We start from the raw sequence: 18,561 nt of genomic DNA on the forward strand, positions 1-18,561 counted from the left end.
GATGTGCCGAGAGGTGGAACTGGTGTCGCGAGCGGCTATATCTCAGGCATGAAACAGATTCTCACAGCTTCTCTCCGGGCCCCTCTCAAGGCCCTTGCGCCTGCTCTTGTTACCCTGTCCCTCGCCGTTCCTGCGGCGGCGGAGAAATTGCCGCTCTCGACGCTTTCGAATTACCTCAACGGTCTCGGGACGGTCGAGGCCGAGTTCACCCAGATCAATGACGATGGCTCCCGGTCGCAAGGCTCGGTGACGATCAAACGGCCGGGGCGGATGCGGCTCGACTATGGCGGGGCTAACGATGCGCTGGTGATGGTCGGAGGCGGGCAGGTGGCGATCTTCGATCCCGGTTCCAACGAGCCGCCGCAACGTTTCCCGCTGTCGCAGACGCCGCTGTCGCTGATGCTGGCGCGCAATATCGACCTGAGCAAGGCGAAGATGGTCGTTTCTCACACCGAACAGAACGGCGATACGGTGGTGCGGGCACAGGACCCGGACCATCCGGAATACGGCTCCATCGACATGATCTTCAGCCCGACCCCGGTGCTCAAGGCCTGGGTGATCCATGATGAGACGGGCGGTTCCACCACGGTTCAGCTCACCAAGATGAAACTGGGCGGATCGGTGTCCGATGGGGAGTTCAATATCCGAACGGAAGCCAAGCGACGTGGAACGCCGCTCGACTGATCCGGTTCAGATTTTGCCGCAGGCGGTGAGTTGCTGGCGATAAATCTCGGCGCGGTCGGCAACGGAACCTGCGACGCGGACTAGCCAAGCTTTCGAATTGTAACTGCCGCGAGCGTAACCGCTGCGGCCCTCGTGATAGGCGAGGTACTGGTTGCGCGCGTCGTATTTCGAGATGCCAAGCTTTTCCGAAGACTCCGCCATGTACCAGCCCATGAAGTCGGTAGCGTCTTCGATCCGGGTGCGTTTCGCGCCCCGGCGTCCCTGTTCCTCGCGATACTCGTCCCATGTGGCGTCCAGCGCCTGAGCATAGCCGAAGGCCGAGCTTTGCCGTCCCATCGGAATCACGTTCAGGACGAACTGGAAGGGGGTGCGGGCATCGCCGTCGAATTTGCTTTCCTGATAGAAGGTCGCCATCTGGACATGGACCGGAATGCCCCATTTGCGTTCGGATTTCTTCATCGCGCGCAAATAAGTCGGGCGCTGATCCAGAATGGAACATGCGTTGTCGAGATTTCTGGGCGCACTGTTATAGCCTCCGCCGCAGGCTGCCAGCAGGAGAAAGACTGCAAGTGCGCGAAGACGTCTGCTCATAACTGCCTCTCGCTTTATATTTCCGGCCAGCATACCGGATTTGACGATGCTGTGAAATGGCATTCCTGTGAACGTGGGCGCGGCTCGGTGGCTCAGATCAGCAGGGCCAGCAGAACCGGCAGATAGATCACCGACAGAAGTGTGGAGGAGACGACCAAGGCGGCGACCGCATCCGAATCCGCACCGTATTTTTCAGCCAGCATGTAGGAGGTGACCGCAACCGGGGTGGCGACCTGGACGACGAGGACGGCGAAGGGTACGGGGGCGAGGTTGAACCAGAGGCCGGCGAGGGCGGCGATCCCGGCGCAAAGCACGACCTTGCCCAAGGACATGAGGGCAGCGCGACCGAGCCCGTGCGGGTGCAACCGTGCAACGGCAACGCCAAGTGTGATCAGCATGAGTGGGATGGCGATCTGGCCCAAAAGCGACAGTGTGTTCATCGCGAAGGGGGGAAGTGTCCAGCCCCGCCACAGGAACAGTGCACCGAGGGCGGTGGCCCAGACCAGCGGTTCTTTAAACGCCTTGCCGAGCGATCCGCCGCCCGCCGTGACATAGACGCCGAAGGTGAAGGACCAGAGCGCCATGGCGGCGAAGACGACGACGGCATAGCTCAGACCGGCTTCGCCGAAGGCGAAAAGCGCAAGCGGTAGGCCGAGGTTGCCGGTGTTGCCGAAAATCAAGGGCGCGAGGTAGGTGCGGCTGTCGAGCCCCATCATCTTGACGACGAGCCAGGCCGCAATGGTGACACCGCCATAGGCCACGACCGAGGCAAGTGAGAGGGCAGAGAGCGCGGCGGGTTCGATATCGGCCTTGACCAGCGCGGTGAAGATCAGCGCGGGGACCGAGAGGGTCATGGTGAGCTTGGTGACGAATTCGAGCCGGTACTCGTGGCCGGTCCTGACCCATGTGAAGCCGATCAGCGCCAGAAGAAACACCGGTGCGACGATTTCGAGCACTGTCAAAACAAGGTTCACAGACTGTTTCCCATTTCTCGGGCCGCCCCCCGTGGACAGAGACCGTTTGAAAGGTCTACTAACCAAGAATGGGGGTTGCAATATTATGATGTCGACACGCGCCAAATATCATCTGGGACAGGTTGTCCGGCACCGGAAGCACAGTTTCCGGGGGGTGGTGTTTGATGTCGATGCGATGTTCTCCAACACCGAGGAATGGTATGCCGCCATTCCCGAGGACGTGCGCCCGAGCAAGGACCAGCCCTTTTATCACCTGCTCGCGGAAAACGATCAGAGCTATTACGTGGCTTACGTGTCCGAGCAGAATCTCGTGGCGGATTACTCCGGGGAACCAATCCAGCATCCCGATCTGGACGATCTTTTCGGCCCGTTCGAGGACGGCGCCTATCCGCTACATTTTCAGTTGAACTGATCTGACCGGCATATAGGAGGGGGCAGCCCCTTGCCTGGTCAGGCCATATGCCCGATGGACATGCGAAAGCAGAGGCGGTTGCGGTCACCCTCGCGGACGTATTCCAGTTCATGCGCCAACTCCCGGATCAGGAACCAGCCGAAGCCCCCCTCCGGCAGGTCCGCGACCTCGCAATCGAGATTGGCGCTCCGTCCAATAGGTGGTTCGCCTCCGGGCATCATCTGGCCATTGTCGAGGATCGTGCACCAAAGACCTTTCGCGGTCTGGGACAAATGAATTTCGATCATCCCATCGGAATGATCCGCATAGGCATGTTCGACGATGTTGTTGAGCGCCTCGGCCAGCACGATCTCAAGGCTTGCAAGTTCATCTTGGCCATAGCCGACCGATCCCAGCCCGCTCTTGATGCTTTCCAACCCGCGACGCACCGCGGCTTCGGTTGCCGGAAGGATGATTCTCAACGTGTGCTCTTTCGGTTGGGGTGGAACCTCCCAGGTCTCCTGACGGCTGAGATTGCCCTCAGGACGCATTCGCAATGCCCTCGACTGCGGTGGCGACACTGGTGTGAATGGAAAAAACGGTATCCATGCGCGTGAGGTGAAAGACCCGTTGTACGGTGGGATGCAGCGCGGCAAGTTCGAGACTTTGCCCATGGCGGACCGCTTTGAGCGCGCCGACGACGGCGCCGAGGCCGGAACTGTCGAGGAATTCGACATTTTCGAGGTCGAGAACAATCCGCGCGGGGCCACTGTCGCTCAGCGCACGCATCTCGTCCTTGAACTGGATGGCGCAGGCCGCGTCGATGCGGTTTTCGACGACGCTCACGATTCGCACGTCATCAAAATCCTGATGGGTCAGTTTCATATCCCGTACCTTTATTTCTGTATCGGGCTTGATCCTACGGCTGAAATCTTACCAATGGGTTTGCGCGGAGCAGGAAAAGGGAGAAAAACATGCCGGATTATGATGGGTTGTCATCTCGCATCGCAGCGCTTTGTGCGGGGGAGACGGATGAGGTCGCGCTGATGGCCACGCTGGTGTGTGAAGTGCATCACTCGGATGACCGGTTTCACTGGACGGGTTTCTACCGTGTTGTTTCCGAGGGACTTTTGAAAATCGGGCCGTATCAGGGCGGGCACGGATGCCTTGTGATCCCGTTCGAGCGTGGGGTCTGCGGCGCCTGCGCGCGTACGCGTCAGGCGCAGCTTGTCCCGGATGTCGAGGCCTTCGAAGGACATATCGCCTGCGCCTCTTCGACGCGCTCGGAACTCGTTCTGCCGGTCCAGAATGCGAAAGGCGATCTGCTGGGAGTATTCGATCTCGACAGCGATTTCCCCGACGCCTTCACCCAAGAGGATGCGGATCGGTTGGGCGCAATTCTCGACAGTGTCTTTGCCAATGTGAGCCGGTCGTGATACCCGCGCGGGGAGACGAAAGAGACCGCGATGAGTGACGATTACAATCCCCCGCAAGAGCCGCTGAACATTCTGCATCTGGACCACGAAATCCTCGTGGTGGACAAGCCTTCGGGGCTTTTGTCCGTTCCGGGCAAGGGGGAGCATCTGGCCGATTGCCTGATGTCGCGGATCAATGCGACCTTCCCTGAGGCCTTGCTGGTACACCGTCTGGACCGGGACACTTCGGGGGTGATGGTCTTCGCCATGACACCCCATGCGCAGCGCCACCTCGGACTTCAGTTCGAGAAACGTCAGACTAAGAAAACCTATGTCGCTTGGGTGCATGGTCATATCGCGGAGAAAACGGGAACGGTGGACTTGCCACTTATCGTCGACTGGCCGAACCGCCCGAAACAGATGGTCTGTCATGAGACCGGCAAGCCCGCTGTCACAAACTGGCGTGTGGTGCGTTACGAGGGAAACCAGACGCGGGTGCGGTTGATGCCCAAAACCGGGCGTTCGCACCAGTTGCGAGTGCATATGCTTTCGATCGGGCATCCAATCATGGGGGACCCGTTCTATGCGACCGGCGAAGCCCGAATTGCTCCAAGACTCATGCTTCATGCCGAGCAATTGCGGCTGCGTCATCCCGATGGTGGGGCCGGGCTGTCCTTTACGGCGAAATGTCCGTTTTAAAACCCGAGTAAATTTGTCGCGGCGTCCTAAAACAGGGTGGAAATTCTATATTTAGAATGTATCTAAGTTAGTAGACGACGCACTTAATTCAGAGGAGATGACCATGGGTCTTCGCATCAACGACATCGTTCCCGACTTTACCGCCAAAACCGATCAGGGTGAAATCAGCTTCCACGACTGGATCGGCGACAGTTGGGCCATCCTGTTCTCCCACCCGAAAGACTTTACCCCGGTCTGCACCACCGAATTCGGTGCCGTGGCGCAGCTTTCCGCAGAATGGGAAAAGCGTAACACCAAGGTGATCGGTCTCTCCACCGACCCGGTCGAAGAGCACACCCCGTGGAAAAAAGACATCGAATCCTTCTCCGGCGCGCCAGCGGGTTTCCCGATCATCGGCGACACCGATCTGGCCGTCTCCAAGCTCTATGACATGCTGCCGGCTGACGCGTATCTCGATGAAAACGCGACCGCAGCCGATGCGGCCTCCGTGCGCGCGCTGTTCATCATCTCCCCGGACAAGAAGCTTCAGCTTTCCATGCTTTACCCGATGTCCGTGGGCCGCAACTTTGCCGAAGTGCTCCGCGCGCTCGACGGTGTGCAGAAAACCTACGGCAAGCCTCTCGCAACGCCTGCCAACTGGGCCGTGGGTCAGGACGTGATTGCCGCCCTGTCGTTGTCCGATGACGAGGCGAAAGAGAAATTCGGCGAGGTGGACATCAAGCTGCCGTACCTGCGTTTCGTGAAAGCCTGAGCGCTCAGGCCGTAACGCCGTAAAAATCGCCCCTGTTCGCCCGTGGCCCAATTCATTAAAGCGTTTCTGCTTAAACCTGACACAAGGTTTGAGCAGAAACGCTGTACAACGTTCAAGCGGAGTGAGCGTTTCGACTTTACGTGATAAATCAAGTTAAAGTCGAAACGCTTTAGGCTGCCCGCGAACAGGGGTTTTTCATGTTTTCAGCACTGCGCCGCACCAAATCCATCTCCCGCATCGCACTCGATCCGCCCGCGCCGCTGCCCGATCGGCATGGTATCGCGATCGTGCTCATCGTGCGCAACGAAGAGCGCCATATCGGCGAATGGGGGCGGTTTCACCGCAAGGCGGGCGTGCGGCATTTCTATGTGTATGACAACGGGTCCATGGATGGGACGCTGGTGCAACTGGTTGCCGCGGTGGGGATCGAGAATGTCTCCGTGATCCCGTGGCACCAGAAACTGCGCGACGGGGCTGGGGTGGAGATTCACAATCAGGTGCTGGCCTACGCTCATGCGGTGGCGAATTTCGGCGATCAGTTCCGCTGGATGTCCTTCATTGACGTAGATGAATTCCTCGTGCCGAAATCGGCGGAGACCTTGCCGGAGTGCCTGATGCATCTGGAGGGGGAGGTGAATATCTCGCTCCCGTGGCACATGTTCGGGCGCAACGGATTCGAGGAGGCTCCCGAGGGTGGCATCGTTGCCAATTATACCCGACGTCACCCGGACCCGATGAGTCCGCTGAAAGGCATGTGCAATTTCAAGATGATCGTCGACCCGTGTCATGTGACGGGACTCAAGGTGCATTCGATTGAGACGGATGGATCGGCTGAGAGTGTGAATGACAAGGGTGTGCGCGCCTCCGCCTCTGATCGCAAGAAGCCGGGCTTCTATTCCGCCGACCATATCCAGCTCAACCACTATTACACTCGCTCGAACAGTGAACTTCAGGCCAAGATTGCGCGCGGCTCGAACATGACGCAGAACGAGGCAGATCACATGCGTCGCGTGATGCGCAAGGTCGATCAGATCGAGGCGGAGAGTGTGGAGGATCTGGTGGCAAAAAGGTGGTTTGCAGGGACGTAAGCCTGTATTGGAAGTAAGATGTTTCACAAGTTCGGATTTTAAAGAGATGACCGAAGTCGAACGAAAGAGCCATGCGCCAGTAGATGAGCTTAAGCTGACCTTTCCGGAGGATGAAAAGAAATTTCTGGAGTCTGCCTATGAGGGGGCCAGTACGATCCTTGAGTATGGGAGCGGAGGTTCGACGATGTTGGCAGCCCGGCTCGGAAAGCACGTTGTCGCAATTGAAAGCGATCCGGTTTGGGCCGCTTCATTAAACACGATCATCGGACGTCATGGGTTTGGAGGTCACGCGAAAGTCATTCACTCAGACATCGGCCCCGTCGGGCTTTGGGGGAAACCATACGACAACAGTGCGTCACAGAATTTTCCGAATTATGCGCTGGCTGTCTGGGAGCGTGAGGATTTTCAACATCCCGATGTTGTTCTGGTCGATGGCAGATTTCGCACTGCCTGCGTTCTGGCGACAATCCTGAATGCCAAGGCTCCAGTGTTGCTCTTGTTCGATGACTATTCAGATCGCAGCCGATATCATTGGATTGAGAAAGTCATAGAACCGACCCAGCGGGTTGGCCGTATGGCCGTTTTCGAAATCGTTCCGGGCAAAACCAATCTTGCCGGGTACTGGCTCGAAATCGTCAAAGATTTTTCAAGAACGACTTTCGTGCCAGCTCAGAAAAAGCGTAAGAAGTTGAAATTTTAATGCCCGGATGTCTTGATGTAATGATTCGAACGCGTCCCGAATATAGCGCCCAGTTTACCAAAAAATGAGCCAGAGGTACGGGCCAGTTTCAGAAGCGAATGTCTCTGGGAGAATGGAATCGCCAAGGCCAATAAGCACAGTTGAATGATCTTGCCAGGGGTTCGGAGCAAGATTTGGTAGCGCGCTCGTGGCTTTCTCATGAGATGGCGATGGAAATTCGTATTTGCCTGATCGCGGGCGCGACGGTACTGATACAAAAAACTCAGACGCTGAACCGGAATGCTTTCATAGGCATATGCGTCGTGGACCCAACCGGTTTTGAACCCTTTTCCTTTTACGGTTTCATAGAATTTTGTATCGGTTCCACCGGTAAAGCGCATGGTTTCGTCGAACCAGATATTTTCATCGTGAAACAGCCGGGTTTCAGCCAGCCAGTTGTTGGTAACAACCGTGATACCCGGGGTTGTGTTGAGCGTGGCTTTTTCGAGCGCCCGCTTTTCTTTCTCTCGGTATTTTTCGATCAGACCTTCATATATTGCCGATTGAAGCGGTGTCATATGCGCGATGGGTGGCGCAACACGCAGCGGAGCCCCCAACAATACCGACTCGCTATGACGATACCCGTCGACCAGTTTTACGAGCCAGTCTTTTGCGACGGTTTCGTCGTCATCGACGAAAACAAGCAGATCGGCCCCCTGCGCAAGTGCCTCTTTCGCGGCACGGTTGCGGCCAAAGGGGATGCCAGTTTCGGTTTCAAGCACATAACTGATCTCGGCACCATTCGGCAGAATCGGGGTTGCGGTGACGAGGGGGTGGCTGTGAGGCTGTTCGTCGTTTTCGACGATGAGGCAACGTGTGGTGCAGTTCGCGGGAAGGTCTATCACCCCACGACTCGATCAGTGCCTGTACCATCTGGGGGCGTCGTCGGGTCAGAGCGGCAACGGTAATGTGAAGATGCTGATGAAGGCGGTTCGGGGTCATGGGTGCACTCGGAAACAAAACTAAGAAGGGCTTTCCAGCCTGTATTCCATTTTCTGAGGTGCGGAGAAAGTCGGTTTTCGGTCTTTGATGGGCCATCGGCGGATTTTGCCGGGTATCTCTGACGCATGTTACGAAATGACAGAGGTAATTTACGTTTTGCGGTTCCTTTGTGCGCAAATACTCAAACAAAAAGCCCCGCCAAAAGCGGGGCTTTTCCATTTCGCGAAAGGGAAACCGATTATTCGGCTTCTTCCTCTTTTTTGACCTCTTCGCCGGTCTCCTGATCGACCATTTTCATGCCAAGGCGGACCTTGCCACGGTCGTCGAAGCCGAGAAGTTTGACGTAAACTTCCTGACCTTCTTTCAGAACGTCCGACGGATGGTTCAGGCGACGGTTCTCGATTTGGGAGACGTGCACAAGGCCGTCACGCTTGCCGAAGAAGTTCACGAAAGCGCCGAAATCGACCAGTTTGACGACCTTGCCTTTGTAGACATGGCCCTCTTCCGGCTCGGCCACAATCGAGTAGATCATGTCGTAAGCCTTCTGGATCGCCTCGCCATTGGCGGAGGCGATCTTGATCACGCCGTCGTCGTTGATGTCGACTTTCGCGCCGGAGGTTTCCACGATCTCGCGGATGACCTTGCCGCCGGAGCCGATCACTTCACGAATCTTGTCAGTCGGGATCTGCATGGTCTCGATGCGCGGCGCGTGGGCGGAGAATTCGCCAGCACCGGAGAGCGCCTTGTTCATCTCGCCGAGGATGTGCATGCGGCCTTCTTTCGCCTGAGCGAGAGCCTGCTTCATGATCTCCGGGGTGATGCCCTGCACCTTGATGTCCATTTGCAGCGAGGTGATGCCCTTTTCGGTCCCTGCCACTTTGAAGTCCATGTCGCCGAGGTGATCCTCGTCACCGAGGATGTCGGTCAGAACCGCGAACTCACCGTCGTCTTCCAAAACGAGGCCCATGGCCACGCCCGCAACAGCGGATTTGAGCGGCACACCGGCGTCCATCATCGACAGAGAGCCGCCACAGACGGAAGCCATCGAGGAGGAGCCGTTCGACTCGGTGATCTCGGACACAACGCGGATCGTGTAGGGGAAGTCGGTGGCGGCGGGCAGAACGGCCTGAAGGGCGCGCCATGCCAGTTTGCCGTGACCGATTTCGCGACGCCCCGGGGAGCCCACACGACCCACTTCACCGACCGAGTACGGCGGGAAGTTGTAATGCAGCAGGAAGTTGGAGCGGAAGTTGCCATGCAGCGCGTCGATGATCTGCTCATCGTCGCCGGTGCCGAGCGTGGTCACGACGAGGCCCTGAGTTTCACCGCGGGTGAACAGAGCAGAACCGTGGGTGCGCGGCAAGAGGCCGGTTTCGCAGGTGATCGGGCGGACCTGATCGAGCGCACGTCCGTCGATGCGTTTGCCTTCTTTCACAACAGAAGAGCGCAGCACGTTGGATTCGAGTTTCTTCAGAGCGGAGCCGAGGTTCGCGTCAGAAAGTTGCTCCTCAGATAGACCGGCTTTGATCTCTTCCTTGACGGAAGCGACGGCAGCGACACGTTCCTGTTTGTCGAGGATCGCGTAGGCGGCTTTCATTTTCTCTTCGCCAGCGGCTTTGACCGCCTCGTAGAGAGCAGAGTAATCCGGGGACTGGAATTCGAATGGCTCTTTCGCGCTCTCTTCGGCCAGATCAATGATCAGGTCGATGACCGGCTGGATTTGTTCGTGGGCAAAGGTCACGGCGCCGAGCATTTCGTCTTCGGTCAGCTCGTAAGCTTCGGATTCCACCATCATCACGGCGTCTTTGGTACCGGCGACAACGAGGTCCAAACGTTGGTCCGGATTGTTGCGCAGGTCCTGCATGTCGTCGACGGTCGGGTTCAGGATGTATTCGCCATCCTCGAAACCAACGCGGCAACCTGCGATCGGGCCCATGAACGGCGCACCGGAGATGGTCAGGGCGGCGGAGGCGGCGATCATTGCGACCACGTCCGGGTCGTTGACGAGATCGTGCGACAGCACCGTGCACATCACCAGAACTTCGTTTTTGAAGCCCGGCACGAAGAGCGGACGGATCGGACGGTCGATCAGACGTGCGGTGAGCGTTTCTTTCTCGGTCGGACGCGCTTCGCGTTTGAAGAAGCCACCCGGGATTTTACCGGCGGCGTAGTATTTTTCCTGGTAGTGAACAGTGAGGGGGAAGAAGTCCTGGCCCTCTTTCTGTTGTTTGGCGAATGTGACGTTGGCCATCACCGAGGTTTCGCCAAGGGTGGCGATGACGGTGCCATCGGCCTGACGGGCGATCTTGCCCGTTTCCAGCGTAAGGGTTTCTTCGCCCCACTGGATCGATTTTTTCACTTCGTTGAACATCAAGTGTATCCTACTGGGGAGCACTCCCGAGCCCTCTCGGGTCTCCCGTTTATCTGGCGGCCCCATTGCCGCCGACCCCATATCTTACCTTCACAACGCCGGGGTCTGTTGCGTTACGTCTCAGATGCTGAGCCGCATACAGCAAAATGACCGCTGCGCCAAGTCGCGAGTTGTGCGTGAAACACAGGAAAACAGGCGACGCATGGCCGCCCGTTTGCATTTCTCAAAGGATTGTGACCGGATCGCTTCGTCCGTTATTCGGCCGGTGTCTCCATTGGGCGGAATTCGCCCCGATCCTTGGTCAGCAGGCTGACGACGAGGATCGCAATGAAGGAGGCGACAAACCCCGGAATGATCTCGTAGAGGCCCTGATCCATGAAGCTTTTGTTGAGCCCGGACATGATCCAGAACGCCACGGTGCCCGCACCGACGACGAGACCTGCCACGGCCCCTGCGCCGGTCATGCGTTTCCAGGTCAGCGACAGGATCATCAGCGGACCGAAGGCGGCACCGAACCCGGCCCATGCGTTGGACACGAGGCCCAGCACGTTGGATGAGGGATCGGAGGCGATCAGGATCGCGGCCACACCCACGAGCGCAACACAGACTCGGCCCACGTTCACAAGCTCATGTTCGGAGGCGTTGCGGCGTAGGAAGACTTTGTAGAAGTCTTCGGTCAGCGAGGAGGAGGACACCAGAAGCTGAGAAGACACGGTGGACATGATCGCGGCCAGAAGGGCGGCGAAGAGGAAGCCGGTCACCAGGGGATGAAACAGCAGTTCGGAGAGCACGATGAAGATGGTTTCAGGGTCTTCGAGCGTCAGTCCGTTGCGCTCCATGTAGGTACGGCCGAAGATGCCGACACCGATGGCACCGATCAGAGAGATCGCCATCCAGAGCATCGCGATGTTCCGGGCGACCGGCACTTCCTTGACGGTGCGCACGGCCATGAAGCGCACGATGATATGCGGCTGGCCGAAATAGCCAAGGCCCCATGCCACGGTGGACAGGAAGCCAACGAGGGTCAGCCCGTGGGTCATCGAGAGGTAATTCGGGTCGACCTCGGTTGCGAGACGTTCGGCGGCCTGTTCGACGCCATTGCCCTGACCGGTGGTGAGGATGACGATCGGCATGATGATCAGTGCCAGCATCATGATGCAGCCCTGCACGAAGTCGGTCAGCGACACGGCGAGAAAGCCGCCGAAGACGGTATAAGCCAGCACCACGCCGAGGGTGAGGATCACGCCGGTCATATAGGAGCCGTCAAAAGCCGAAGCGAAAAGCTTGCCACCACCGACGAGACCCGAGGCCGTGTAGACCGCGAAGAACACCACGATGATCACCGCAGAGACGACGCGCAGCGTGGTGGCCGCGGTTGGAAAGCGGTTGGCGAGGAATTCCGGGATGGTGAGGCTGTTGTCATAGCGCTTGGTCTGTTCGCGCAGGCGCGGTGCAACGACGATCCAGTTGATCAGCGCGCCGACGAAAAGCCCGATGCCGATCCAGGCCTCAATCAGGCCGGAGGCATAAAGGGCGCCGGGCAGACCGAGCAGAAGCCAGCCGCTCATATCGGACGCCCCCGCCGACAAGGCTGCAACGGCCGGGTGAAGATTGCGCCCGCCCAGAACATAGCCCTCAGCCGTGTCCGTGGATTTGCGCCAGGCATAAAAGCCGATGGCGAGCATCAGCACGAAATAGAGGATCAGACTGACCCAGACTCCAAATTCCATTATATTTTCCCCTTGTTGGAATTTTTCCGGGAGCATGCAGATGTGACATTTCGAGACAAGAAAAGACTGTAATGCTCATGCAAATAAGGTGAAACTGGACTGTTTGGCGACTTTGTCAGTAAAAAATCCAAAACGAATGAAGAACATTAGAGTATTTGACTATTTGTCGGAATGAAAATTTTTCGGTTCACATGTGGCGGGTCGCTGTGGCATTGCTGAAGGATAAGGCTGGGTGGGCCACCGAATCTTTTTTTGTCGCCAGAGTGCAAAGAGCGTCGTCCATGTTACATGCCCGAATGAAATCCATCCTGACCTTTCTTTTTCTGACCATGTCCGCCGTGATCGTGTCCGGTGAAATTGCGTCTGCGAATGGCAGCGAGATTACCTCCCGAGCCGCGCCTGCGAACGACGCACCACAGATCGACAGTGGGGAAGGCGAGCCGCGCATTCTGGCGCTTGGGGATTCCATGATGGCCTGGCATCTGGTGTCACGCAATTCCATCGCCGATGTGCTGGGACGGGTGCTGGGAGAGCCGGTGGAAAACCGGGCGATGGGGGGCGCGCGCATCCTGTATGGCCTGCCGATTTCTGGCGCCATTGGCATGAACATCACCAAGCAATATCGCGGCGAAGCTGTGGATTGGGTGGTGATCAATGGCGGTGGCAATGACCTGTGGCTGGGCTGTGGTTGTGGGGCCTGCGAGCGCAAGATGAACCGGATGATTTCGGCGGGCGGAACTGCGGGGGCGATTCCGGCATTGACCCATGAGATCCGTCAGAAAGGGGCGCGGGTGGTCTACCTCGGTTATCTGCGCAGCCCGGGGGTCGACTCGATGATCGACTCATGTCGTGAGCTCGGCGATGCGTTCGAAGCGCGGGTGGCGAATATGGTGCGGGCGATGGACGGGGTGTATTTCCTCGATCTGTCGCGACTTGTGCCCGAAGGCGACCGCTCCTTTCACGGAGCGGATATGATTCACCCCTCGAAAAAAGGCTCGCGAGTGATCGGGCAGAAGCTCGCGGATCTGATCCGGCAAGTGGATGAGACGCGCTGATGCGGAGCAGTGCTCAGGTCTGATCCGAAGCGGTCGGTCGCAGAAAAGCAACCAGTGCACTCAGGTTCTGTGGCCATAATAGTGTTTCATAGCGCGGTTCGATGTGCGGTGGCACAGAGATCAGAAGCACGATCCGTGCTCCACGCTGCAACAGTCTGAGTTCCAGAACTCCGGCGTTCACCTCTGCTGCGGGCATGGCCAGAAACGCGACCGTTACATGGGACAGCTGGCTGAGTGTGACAATCGCCTCGCCCGGCGTTGCGACCCGGTAGATCTCTGCGCCGGGTACTGCGCGCAGCAGGGCCAGATGCAGGCTCTCTCCCAACGCGTATTCTTCGGCAACGATTAGAAAAACCTCGCTCTGAACGGCAGGGGTTGCGGAATGGGAGAACATGGCGGGGCAAACCTGTTTGGAAAAATCATCTGTAAAATGAACCAAAATGCGGTTTGGGGAATTAAACTACGACATAGCCGGAGGATGTTTGTGTGACTGTCGAGTGTAAAAATTGCCCCTTGCGCAAGAAAGATTGCTTTCTACCCTTTTCCCAGCAGGAGCTTGCCTTCACGCAGGGTTTCAAAAGCGGCGAGCTGAGCGTGGATGCGGGGACGACGATCCAGATTGAAGGCTCTGAAACGCCACATCTTTATACCATCCTGAGCGGCATGGGCGTGCGTTACAAGACGCTTGAAAACGGTCGCCGCCAGGTGATCAATTTCATCCTGCCGGGGGATTTCGTCGGTTTGCAGGCCGGTGTGATGGGCGAGGCGGCACATTCGGTGGAGGCCACGACGCCGATGGTGCTCTGTACGTTCCGGCGGAGCGATCTCTGGCGCTTGTTTCAGAACCATCCGGGGCGGGCTTATGACCTTGTGTGGCTGGCGGCGTCCGAGGAGGCGTTTCTCGGGCAAAGCCTCGTGACGGTCGGACAGCGCAAGGGGCTTGAGCGCGTGTCCTGGGCGCTTTTGAAACTGTTCGACCGGCTGTCGCATCTCGGGCTGGCAAACGGCAATCGTGCGCCCTTGCCCTATCGGCAACAGGATGTGGCGGATGCGCTGGGCCTGTCTCTGGTGCACACCAACAAGACGCTGGGTGTGTTACGGTCGCGCAGGGTGGCCAAGTGGAGCGAAGGCGAGTTGCACATTCTCGACCGGGAGAAATTGCAGGGCTATGCTCTGATCGAGGAAGAGGACGTGGTGCAGCGCCCACTGATCTGAAAGGTACGATCCCCGCAAAAGGAAAGACCCTCCGAAGAGGGCCTTTCGAAAAACATGCGGATCGCCAGAGCGGTCCATGGGATGCGCTGTGGCGCAACCGCTGGCTTAGCGACGCAGGCCCAGACGCTCGATGAGGGACTGGTAGCGGGATTCGTCCTTGCCTTTCACGTAGTCGAGCAGCTTGCGGCGCTGGGCGACCAGTTTGAGAAGGCCACGACGACCGTGGTTGTCTTTCTTGTGGGTTTTGAAGTGCTCGGTGAGCGTTGCGATGCGCGAGGACAGGATGGCAACCTGAACTTCGGGGGAGCCGGTGTCGCCCTCTTTGGTGCCGAATTCCTTGATCAGGCGTGCTTTTTCTTCAACCGTAATCGACATCGGGGTCTCCTTTCGAAAACAAAGGGTTATGGCGCAAGCCGGGATGTCGTCCAGCAGGGCCCTTGGAGAATCTTCCCGATGCTCTGACCGGGAATGCGCGCGTTTAACCGGATTCTCCTGAAAAGGAAAGCTTTTTCCGGTTGTTGCCGGGTTTACTGCCCGGTCTCGACCCGTTGGGTTTCGCTCAGGATCTCACTGGCCAGTTGCTTGGCCCAGTCGCCGATGATCGGCACGACCTCCATCTGGTTGAGCATATAGCCGACGATAGATACCACGATGGAGGCGCCGACCACCGATCCGAAACCGAAGGCCAGCCCCCGCAGGAACTGAAACCACATCATGCGCAGTTTTGAATTCTGGATGCGGATGAAATTGTGATTGTTCAGCCTGTCGAGCTCTTCTGTCAGCGCCCTGATGTCCTTCGAGAACTCGTTTTCCTGTTCCGCCATGTCCTGTTCCACCTGTCCGAGTCGCCTCTAGTTTTAAGCATATTTTCAAAGAATGAAAATTAACCTTTTCTAACAGATGTTTAGATAAAGTTTTCCAGATAATTTTCTTTCGCTTGAAGAGGGCTGGAGTATAGTTGGCGCGGGTGTGGAATTTGCGAGGTATGGGCGTATGTTATGGGCTTTGGCGTTGATGGGACTCGTGCCGGCTGCGTTCGCCTTAAACGAAGTGGCCGTGATCGGCGCAGGTTCCGAAGAACCTGTCGCTGACGATGGAGAAAATCCCGATAGTGCAACCGAGACGTCTTCGGGTGAAACCGGAGAAGGTGATTTGCTGTCTGACAGTTCAGAAGATGCTGATGCCGGCCCGACGTTTTCCGCCTCTGATGAAGACACGGTTGCGGATGCGACGCTTCTAGGCGGTGAAATGCTTGAGGAAAACGGCGGGACCGACGGTGCGGGTGAGGATTATGCGGTTGTGACCGGGGCTGGTGAAACGCTGTTTGCCAATTTCACCGAGGGGGAAGATCACGTCACTCTGACACTTGATGATGGTCTGGCGGGGAACTTCATCGTTGAGCCGCTGACCGACGGGGCGGGAAATGAGACCGGTGTGAGCTTGTCCTATGCCACGGATGAGGATGAAACCACCCTGTCTTTCCTTGGCTATGATACTCTTCCCGTGGACGATATTTCCGTAGAGGTGCTTGATCCCGAGTCGGGAGGGAGCAACCTTTATGCCTTGAAAGAACTCGGTGATTTCGATGCGATCGAACCGAATGATCCCAACGTTCCAGACGAGGCCGGTCCCGACAGCGATCCCGCCGATGAGGTGATCGAAGTGAACAATCCGGATATCCCGGATGAAGCCGGTCCCGATGGCGGCCCGGAGGATGTGGCGCTGACCCCGGATGAGGATGCGGGCGATACCACGGGAATGCCGATCGGAAACATGGTGGACCATGTGCTGGGCGATGAGGGTGACACTCTCGTTCTGGCCGATGACGCGATGCAGGGCGGCACGGATGCGACTCTGGCCCTTGACGACAATGGCATGCCGGTGATCGTGACCGAGGGCACGTTGAATATCGTTACCGGTGGCGCGGGTGATGATGTGATCGCCACGGGCGACGATGCGGCGATTGTCGACGCGGGTGACGGGAATGATACGATCTATGGTGGCGATGGTGCGGCGATCCTGTCGGGTGGCACCGGGGACGATGTGATCTATGCGGGCAACGATACGGGGTCGTCCTACGTGCTTTCGGGGGATGAGGGGGCAGATACGCTTTATGGCGGCGATGGCGACGACATGTTCCTGATGGATGCGGAGGATACCGCGACGGGCGGGGCGGGGGCCGATGAATTCTGGCTCTATTACGACGTCAATGCCGATGTCGGTCATGCCGAGATCACCGATTTTACCGAGGGCGCGGACATGCTGCGCATTACTCTCGATCCGGATGAAAGCTATGACGGGGCGCTCGATGTCGAGGTCAGTCAGATCGAGGACGGCCTCTCCAGTCAGGTGATCGTCAATGGCGATCTGGTGGCTGTGCTCTACGGCGCACCTAATGTCACGCTCGACGATGTTACGATCGAGGTGAGCCCTACAGCATTGTCTGCCTGATCAGGGCCACAACTCAGGTTGCTGAGTATAGGCGATGTAAAGCGGGTGCTTTGGATGCCCGGCTTTCGAAAGGCCGAGGTGATAGAGATCGCGCCCGGTGTTGCGCAAAACCTGCTCGACTTGCGCCCCCCGATCCAGATGTGCGCCATGGGTGCCCCAGGCGCAAACGATCTGATCCGCCCAAAGCGCCCAGTCGTGAATGGTCGCGTCATTTTCCGGTCCGACAGGATCGGCGGCAGCCCGCATCTTCTTCGGATCGGTGTCGCGCCAGGCGAAGATATTCGTCACGCAAAACGACCCGAACCCAAGCGCCCGCGCGCGACGTTCACAGCGCTCCACGGTGGGATCGTTCTGCACTTCGGTGGCGGTCGAGGGGTTGAGCATGACGAACAGGGCCTTGCGTCCCTCCGGCTCCCAGACCCGGACCAGCGAATAACGGTAGCGTTCGCAATCGGAGTAAACGGCGGTGGAGGGCGCGTCGCCCTTGGTATGGGTGCGTGTGATCATGCGCTTTGAATGGCTGCTCCGACCCGGTAAATCAAGGGATCAGAGGTTGAAGACCCGCGACGGGTGTAATTCGCCCGATTTGTAACGCCCCACGGCCACGGGTTTACCCTCGAACGAAGCCCAGACCTCATCGCCATATTCGACACCATCTGCCGGGTAAACCATGCCCGGATTGCCGTTGCGCAGACGCGTCGCGCCCTCGGGTGTGCACACCACCTCATCGAGATCAGACAGCCCCTCTTCGACGGGGCGCAGATAGGCGTCGAGTGCCTCGGTCTTGGCCATCTCGTCGATCTCGGCGATGGAAATCCCGTCCTCGGCATCCCAAGGCCCGGACCATTCGCGGCGCAGCCATTCCACATGGCCGAAACAGCCCAGAGCTTCGCCTAGATCGCGGGCAATCGCGCGGACATAGCCGCCCTTGCCACAGGTCATTTCGAACAGAGCATGATCGTCGTCAACGCGTTCGATGAATTTCAGCTCTTCGACATAAAGCGGCCGTGCGGCAATCTCGAATTCTTCGTCATCGCGCGCCAGCTTATAGGCCCGCTCCCCGTTGATCTTCACGGCGGAGAATTTCGGCGGCACCTGCATGATGTCGCCTTCGAACTGTGGCAGGGCATCGAGAATCTGTGCATCCGTCGGGCGCGCATCGCTCTCGGCAATCACTTCACCTTCGGCGTCGTCGGTGTTCGTCGCCTGCCCGAACCGCACGGAGAACCGGTAGCATTTCAGCGCTTCGGTGATGAACGGCACGGTTTTCGTTGCCTCGCCCAAAGCCACGGCCAGAACGCCGGTTGCATCCGGGTCAAGCGTGCCGGCATGGCCCGCCTTCTGGGCGTCGAATGCCCAGCGCACTTTGTTGACAACGGAGGTGGAGGTCATGCCGGCGGGCTTGTCCACGATCAGCCAACCGTGAACCGCGCGCCCCTTTTTGCGTCGGGCCATTGATTTTCTC

General features: G+C 58.1%; 22 protein-coding genes. 10 read left to right on the forward strand and 12 right to left on the reverse strand.

All coding sequences use genetic code 11. The annotated features are described in order from the left end of the window. Positions 1-48: 48 nt before the first annotated feature. Positions 49-684: a LolA family protein gene (locus tag C8N42_RS13540; RefSeq protein WP_107817103.1), complete on the forward strand. Its 636-nt coding sequence runs from the start codon at positions 49-51 to the stop codon at positions 682-684. A 6-nt stretch (positions 685-690) separates the two neighbouring features. On the opposite strand, the gene C8N42_RS13545 is transcribed toward C8N42_RS13540, so the two are convergent. After that, positions 691-1,275: a transglycosylase SLT domain-containing protein gene (locus tag C8N42_RS13545; RefSeq protein ID WP_107817104.1), complete on the reverse strand. Its 585-nt coding sequence runs from the start codon at positions 1,273-1,275 to the stop codon at positions 691-693. A 92-nt stretch (positions 1,276-1,367) separates the two neighbouring features. Next, positions 1,368-2,249: an AEC family transporter gene (locus tag C8N42_RS13550; protein WP_107817105.1), complete on the reverse strand. Its 882-nt coding sequence runs from the start codon at positions 2,247-2,249 to the stop codon at positions 1,368-1,370. Positions 2,250-2,334: 85 nt separating this feature from the next. On the opposite strand from C8N42_RS13550, the gene hspQ reads away from it, so the two are divergent. Beyond that, complete coding sequence (gene hspQ, locus C8N42_RS13555) at positions 2,335-2,661, forward strand: heat shock protein HspQ (protein WP_107817106.1); 327 nt, start codon at positions 2,335-2,337, stop codon at positions 2,659-2,661. A gap of 38 nt (positions 2,662-2,699) precedes the next feature. Here hspQ and C8N42_RS13560 read toward each other — a convergent pair whose 3' ends face one another. Then, entirely contained in the window at positions 2,700-3,122 is a 423-nt protein-coding gene (locus tag C8N42_RS13560) for an ATP-binding protein (RefSeq protein ID WP_245890132.1), read from the reverse strand. Between the two features lie 58 nt (positions 3,123-3,180). Continuing rightward, positions 3,181-3,525, reverse strand: a complete 345-nt coding sequence (locus tag C8N42_RS13565) for an STAS domain-containing protein (RefSeq protein ID WP_107817108.1) — start codon at positions 3,523-3,525, stop codon at positions 3,181-3,183. A gap of 89 nt (positions 3,526-3,614) precedes the next feature. Between C8N42_RS13565 and C8N42_RS13570 the strand changes: the two genes are divergently transcribed. The 5 genes from C8N42_RS13570 (at position 3,615) to C8N42_RS13590 (ending at position 7,293) form a co-directional block, all read left to right on the forward strand. Then, positions 3,615-4,076: a GAF domain-containing protein gene (locus C8N42_RS13570; RefSeq protein WP_107817109.1), complete on the forward strand. Its 462-nt coding sequence runs from the start codon at positions 3,615-3,617 to the stop codon at positions 4,074-4,076. Between the two features lie 30 nt (positions 4,077-4,106). Next, a complete protein-coding gene (locus C8N42_RS13575; RefSeq protein ID WP_107817110.1) occupies positions 4,107-4,754 on the forward strand; it encodes an RluA family pseudouridine synthase in 648 nt (215 codons plus the stop codon). 103 nt (positions 4,755-4,857) lie between these two features. Beyond that, positions 4,858-5,505, forward strand: a complete 648-nt coding sequence (locus C8N42_RS13580) for a peroxiredoxin (protein WP_107817111.1) — start codon at positions 4,858-4,860, stop codon at positions 5,503-5,505. Between the two features lie 197 nt (positions 5,506-5,702). Then, the gene (locus C8N42_RS13585; protein ID WP_107817112.1) at positions 5,703-6,593 is read left to right on the forward strand and encodes a glycosyltransferase family 92 protein; all 891 of its coding nucleotides are present in this window, start codon (positions 5,703-5,705) and stop codon (positions 6,591-6,593) included. 46 nt (positions 6,594-6,639) lie between these two features. After that, entirely contained in the window at positions 6,640-7,293 is a 654-nt protein-coding gene (locus tag C8N42_RS13590; RefSeq protein ID WP_211309194.1) for an SAM-dependent methyltransferase, read from the forward strand. Here the strand turns inward: C8N42_RS13590 and C8N42_RS13595 are convergent. The 3 genes from C8N42_RS13595 to putP all read right to left on the reverse strand — a co-directional run bounded on the left by C8N42_RS13595 (position 7,290) and on the right by putP (position 12,375). Next, positions 7,290-8,177: a glycosyltransferase family 2 protein gene (locus tag C8N42_RS13595; protein WP_245890134.1), complete on the reverse strand. Its 888-nt coding sequence runs from the start codon at positions 8,175-8,177 to the stop codon at positions 7,290-7,292. The genes C8N42_RS13590 and C8N42_RS13595 overlap by 4 nt on opposite strands. A gap of 335 nt (positions 8,178-8,512) precedes the next feature. Next, complete coding sequence (pnp, locus tag C8N42_RS13600) at positions 8,513-10,645, reverse strand: polyribonucleotide nucleotidyltransferase (protein ID WP_107817113.1); 2,133 nt, start codon at positions 10,643-10,645, stop codon at positions 8,513-8,515. A 254-nt stretch (positions 10,646-10,899) separates the two neighbouring features. After that, on the reverse strand, positions 10,900-12,375 hold the full coding sequence (gene putP / locus C8N42_RS13605; protein ID WP_107817114.1) for a sodium/proline symporter PutP: 1,476 nt from the start codon (positions 12,373-12,375) through the stop codon (positions 10,900-10,902). A 281-nt stretch (positions 12,376-12,656) separates the two neighbouring features. Between putP and C8N42_RS13610 the strand changes: the two genes are divergently transcribed. Beyond that, positions 12,657-13,430, forward strand: a complete 774-nt coding sequence (locus C8N42_RS13610) for an SGNH/GDSL hydrolase family protein (protein ID WP_245890136.1) — start codon at positions 12,657-12,659, stop codon at positions 13,428-13,430. A gap of 13 nt (positions 13,431-13,443) precedes the next feature. Here the strand turns inward: C8N42_RS13610 and C8N42_RS13615 are convergent, their stop codons facing one another. Then, complete coding sequence (locus tag C8N42_RS13615; RefSeq protein ID WP_107817115.1) at positions 13,444-13,824, reverse strand: hypothetical protein; 381 nt, start codon at positions 13,822-13,824, stop codon at positions 13,444-13,446. A 92-nt stretch (positions 13,825-13,916) separates the two neighbouring features. Here C8N42_RS13615 and C8N42_RS13620 point away from each other — a divergent pair, with 92 nt between their 5' ends. Then, a complete protein-coding gene (locus C8N42_RS13620; RefSeq protein ID WP_107817116.1) occupies positions 13,917-14,645 on the forward strand; it encodes a Crp/Fnr family transcriptional regulator in 729 nt (242 codons plus the stop codon). A gap of 105 nt (positions 14,646-14,750) precedes the next feature. On the opposite strand, the gene rpsO is transcribed toward C8N42_RS13620, so the two are convergent. Continuing rightward, positions 14,751-15,020, reverse strand: a complete 270-nt coding sequence (rpsO, locus tag C8N42_RS13625; protein ID WP_107817117.1) for a 30S ribosomal protein S15 — start codon at positions 15,018-15,020, stop codon at positions 14,751-14,753. A 152-nt stretch (positions 15,021-15,172) separates the two neighbouring features. After that, a complete protein-coding gene (locus tag C8N42_RS13630) occupies positions 15,173-15,469 on the reverse strand; it encodes a DUF5665 domain-containing protein (RefSeq protein WP_107817118.1) in 297 nt (98 codons plus the stop codon). A 190-nt stretch (positions 15,470-15,659) separates the two neighbouring features. On the opposite strand from C8N42_RS13630, the gene C8N42_RS13635 reads away from it, so the two are divergent. Next, positions 15,660-17,096, forward strand: a complete 1,437-nt coding sequence (locus tag C8N42_RS13635) for a calcium-binding protein (protein ID WP_146168275.1) — start codon at positions 15,660-15,662, stop codon at positions 17,094-17,096. On the opposite strand, the gene C8N42_RS13640 is transcribed toward C8N42_RS13635, so the two are convergent. Both C8N42_RS13640 and truB read right to left on the reverse strand, forming a co-directional pair. Next, positions 17,097-17,603 carry a DUF1643 domain-containing protein gene (locus C8N42_RS13640; protein ID WP_107817120.1) on the reverse strand — a complete coding sequence of 169 codons (507 nt, stop codon included), beginning with the start codon at positions 17,601-17,603 and terminating at the stop codon, positions 17,097-17,099. It abuts the gene before it with no gap. A gap of 39 nt (positions 17,604-17,642) precedes the next feature. Then, positions 17,643-18,551, reverse strand: a complete 909-nt coding sequence (gene truB / locus C8N42_RS13645) for a tRNA pseudouridine(55) synthase TruB (RefSeq protein ID WP_107817121.1) — start codon at positions 18,549-18,551, stop codon at positions 17,643-17,645. Positions 18,552-18,561: the final 10 nt, after the last annotated feature.

Origin of the sequence: Celeribacter persicus (assembly GCF_003050785.1) — a bacterium.
GTDB lineage: Bacteria > Pseudomonadota > Alphaproteobacteria > Rhodobacterales > Rhodobacteraceae > Celeribacter > Celeribacter persicus.